The sequence below is a fragment of the Mesorhizobium sp. LNHC229A00 genome, assembly GCF_000502415.1.
GTDB lineage: Bacteria > Pseudomonadota > Alphaproteobacteria > Rhizobiales > Rhizobiaceae > Mesorhizobium.
This window is the reverse complement of sequence record NZ_AYWQ01000045.1, coordinates 1-4194: the sequence shown is the minus strand read 5'-3', so window position 1 is coordinate 4194 and position 4194 is coordinate 1. Positions and strand designations below refer to the sequence as shown.

Sequence of the window (4194 nt, the reverse complement as noted above, 5' to 3'; positions counted from 1 at the left end):
CGAGGCGTTTAGCCTGAACATTTCCGCCAAAGATCATCCGGACGTCTACGCTGACCTTGCTGGTCGCTTCCGTACGGCATTCAAAGAGGTCAACCGGGGCGGATCCTTCGCCGACATCACTAGCGGCAAGGATCACGGCGTCATGGAGGTGCCGAGCTGGGCGTGGCAGGGCAAACTGCAGGAGGTGGAGATCTACCTCGCCGGCCAGGTCGATAAGATCAACCCCTACGTCTGGCCGTTCCTACGAGACAACCTTCCAGTGTGCCACTGCCTGTTCAGTCGGCGCTCGGTTACGATCACTCCCATCTTTCCGCCTGTCGATCTGCTGCCCACTTTTGAGGATTGCGGGCGCCGCATCTACATGTCGGCGACCATCGCCGATGACAGCGAGATCGTGCGGGCGTTCGGGGCCACGGCAGAGGCTGTCGGCAAGCCGATCACCTCGACGTCGCTGGCAGGCGTCGGCGAGCGCATGATCCTAGTCCCCGAGCTTATGAAGCTTGGCGGCGCGCCGATCACGCCGATGGTGAAGAAGATTGCGACCACATTAGCGGAGGGAGAGCGCGGGGCAGCGATCTTAGCACCGTCTGGTGCGGCGGCTGAAAAGTGGACCGACATTGCCTCGTATCCGAGCACGGCGAAGGACGTCGCTGCACAGGTAAAGGCTATGCAAGAAGGCGCCGACTTCGGGCCGGTAGTGTTTGCCAACCGCTACGATGGAATCGATCTCGCCGGAAATGCTTGCCGCTTTCTTGTGATGGACAACTTGCCCCAAGGCACGTCCGACTACGACGTCTACCGCATGAACGTCGTGGCTGACTCTGCGGTCAGTTCGATGCTCGCGCAGCGTATAGAGCAAGGGATCGGACGTGGAACGCGGGGGGGCGGCGACTATTGTGCAGTCATGCTAATCGGCAGCAAGCTGGTCGGTTGGATCGGCCGCAAGAGCAATCTCGCCTTCCTGACCGCAAGCACGCGAGTGCAACTGGCTATGGGCCATGAGATGAGCGAGACCGTCACCACCGTTAAGGAGGTTGGCCAGACGGTGATGAAGTGCTTGAAGCGGGACCCGGATTGGGTAGCCTATCACGCCTCGGAGCTTGCGGAGGCGGCCCATGCCACGCCAGTCAACGTTCTGGCCTTGAAGGTCGCTGGCGGCGAGCGAAAGGCGTTCAAGCTGCAGCGGCTCGGCCAGTTCGAAAAGGCCATGCAGGTTCTCGAAAAGCTGATGGGGGACGAGGAGTTAAAGCATGATAAGCAGCGGCGGGCTTGGCTAGCTGCGACCGGCGCGCGGATCGCGTACCAGATGAATGATGAGGAGCGTGGCCAGAAGCTACAGACACAAGCCTTTTCGGTCAGCAACAATCATTCCCCTCCCAAGGTCAGGCCAACTTATGTGGCGCGGCCGATCCCGGGCAAGCAATCTGCCGCGATTGTTGCTCGCATGTTGGAGTATGACCTGCGCGGTGCGCTGCTGGCCGACTTTGAAGAGGCTGTCGCAGAGCTGGTGCCGACCGCGTCAGCAGCACAATACGAGGAGGCGCTCGCTAGTCTCGGCAGCTATCTTGGATTTGACGCCGAACGTCCCGAGAAGGTGTATAGCAAGGGCCCTGATGTTCTTTGGCGGACCGATGCAGCCTTTGACTTTGTCATCGAAGCGAAGAGTAAGAAGCAGGACAATCCGCTTTACAAGAATGATCACGCCCAACTCCTCGAGGCCGAGGCTTGGTTCAAGGGCGCCTATCCGGATCGCCAGTCGGTGCGGGTTTCTGCCTTGCCTGAAGCCGTGGCAGACGCGAAGGCCAGCACGGCTGGTAGCTACGCCCTGCGCCTGAACGACATCACAAAGTTGGTCGGTGCGCTTCGTGGTGTTCTGAGCGATCTTGTCGTGAGCCCGGGCAATGCCGCTACGCTTCGGGAGCGTTGCGAGGCTGCGCTGCAAAAGGCAAACCTCAAGCCTAGTGGAATCAAGAACACCTTCTTGGTATCGTTCGCAATGGCGGCCAAGGCCATTTAATCGTCTCGAGGGGAATAGCAGCTAAGGGTCAAAGCAGCTAATTAGCATCCCCGCCAGACGGTCGCGTTCGGTAATCCCCTCGGGCGACAGCGGCCGGTGCGAAGAGAACGGCAAGGCGATGGACGCCCGGGAGTATATCTGGCGTCCGTCTGATCTGGCTCAATCCAGTCACGCCAATGCATAGGATGGAGATCGGAAGAGCACACGTCTNCTGATCTGGCTCAATCCAGTCACGCCAATGCATAGGATGGACATCTACATGCAATCCGGTAATGGCGTGTTTCCACCCTTCGATCGTCCTTTCGCAGGGGAATACGAGCGAGTGCATGCCTTCCTCGTCCAGAACGGCTAGTTCCAGGCTCCGGAGGAACGGTGCTCAGGATCGACTGCCACATCGAACCATTATGCGCCCATGCTTGTGCGCCGGATTTGATTCCAGTCAGCTTTCGTGCAGCAAAACTATGCGGCCTGCTTCTGCTCCACATAGGCACGCGCCAGCGCCATGCACTGCAGGGCCATACCCTGAGACAGGCAGGATTGACGCAGGCAGCTGTCGCCAAAGCTCTCGATCGTCACCAACCTTTTATCGCGAACATCGAAAATGGCGATCGCCGTTTGGACCTCGTTGAGTTTCTCGACCTGGCCAAGGTAGTAGGCTTCGATCCATATGAAGTCATCGCCAAGCCGAGGCCGTCGACCCGCTGACGGATTAGGAGCTGCTCGGCTCCGGACCTGTTCAATGGACGGCGCAGTTGGCTTCCGCGCGAAAGAAGCCCTTGGTGAGAACCTACGGCCGACGCGGACTGATCCCGCTGACCTGCCGTCCTCGCGGACTGGCATGTCATTAAGGGAGCGGTACCGCGGCGGGGAGTATCGGCCTTTGCGGGCCTGCCGGGAGACTCCTGCCATATGCATATCGGCCTGCAGGGCTTCTCTAATCGCCTGGCCGGCCAAGGCAGAGCATCGAATAGCTCTTCATCGCAGGAGAAGAGCTCTTTATCCTGGCAGAAGAGCTGCAGAAGACCGTGCAGACATCGTACAGGCTCTTCCAGGCAAATGCAGAGCTGCAAAGGTCCTTTGCCGTCCGGTCTGAGCCGTGGCATGGCAGAAGAGCAGCAGAAGACACCGCTACCAGTTATTCCAAGCGTGGAGAGGTCCGCAGGCCGGGATACTCAGCCTGGTGAAGTATCGAGTGACGTCAGCGTGATCGCGCACATCTCGTCATAGCATTTCGAGCGCCCCATGGTCCCCGCCGAGCGCCATAGGCAGCCCTGGAGATGCGCAGCGGAGCGCCGGACATTGTCTGGTTGGCCAAGCCAAATCGTCTGATCAGCCTGCGCAGAGTATCTTCGGTCAAACGGTGTTCTTTGAAGACCTCAAGAGCCTGTGATGGCCTTCGGGCGGGGGATGTACAGCGGCCGAAGCCGTCTACCTGTTTCTGGCGCTGTTTTGGCAGGGAGCGCATTGGTCATTCGGCCCATCGCGCCTTTGTCGCGGCTGCAATACTAGCCTTCCCCTCTGCTGTTTTCGGCCCCGTCGAGAGTCCGCCATGGAGCCGGCATTTGGCTTTGCCTGGCTCGACGCGCATCTGGCATGGATTGCCCGTTCTGGCTTTCGCTCCGCATAGAGGTCGTGCCTTCCTCGGCTTTGGTGACCCATCACCGAAGAGCCCGAGGGCAGCGCGGCGCTGACACATGGCGCCGGCGGCGCATGCATTGTTTTCGCAGGTCGTCTGGAAAATCGGGCGATCCTCGGTCGCAGGGCAAGTCATCCAGCCGTATCGGATCCAGTCGTTTAGATGCTTAGGCTCGATCTGCCGGCCGCAAGCCAGTGTTTCGGCACTTGACCTTCGCGCCTCTTGTTCGGCATGGCGCTCAGCTTCGCGTGATGCGGCCAGCAAGGCGGCGATGGAACGTCTGATCGCGCGCATCTTCACCTTCCACCAGCGTTTGGAATGTTAGCTTTTCTGAGCCAGTCTGCCAAACCCCATGACGCGAGTTTCATTCGTCCCGGCCTTTTCCAGGAAGCAGCGGCACCCGTTTCGCCCGACATCAGGGAACGATGTCTTCCGCCATGTGTTGGAAACCTATGGACACTATGGAACCCCACGGCCACGGGATGGCGGCCGATATTTTGACGTCGGAAGTTGCCAATGCCAGGCTGCGCATTAATCGGAG

Annotated in this window: 3 protein-coding genes; all 3 read left to right on the top strand. The window is 59.6% G+C overall.

The window, feature by feature from the left end; all coding sequences use genetic code 11:
- Nucleotides 1-2017: hypothetical protein (locus tag X742_RS1000000175075; protein WP_023775525.1), on the top strand; the 2017-nt coding region annotated here is incomplete at its 5' end.
- Nucleotides 2018-2389: 372 nt separating this feature from the next.
- Nucleotides 2390-2722, top strand: coding sequence for a helix-turn-helix transcriptional regulator (locus X742_RS1000000173565; RefSeq protein WP_348524199.1), 333 nt, complete (start codon nt 2390-2392; stop codon nt 2720-2722).
- Between the two features lie 989 nt (nt 2723-3711).
- The gene (locus tag X742_RS1000000174550; RefSeq protein ID WP_156939491.1) at nt 3712-3978 is read left to right on the top strand and encodes a hypothetical protein; all 267 of its coding nucleotides are present in this window, start codon (nt 3712-3714) and stop codon (nt 3976-3978) included.
- Nucleotides 3979-4194 lie beyond the last annotated feature (216 nt).

Excerpts from the sequence above, each read along its gene's own strand:
- X742_RS1000000174550 (WP_156939491.1), top strand. The coding sequence starts at position 3,712 with ATGGCGCCGGCGGCGCATGCATTGTTTTCGCAGGTCGTCTGGAAAATC.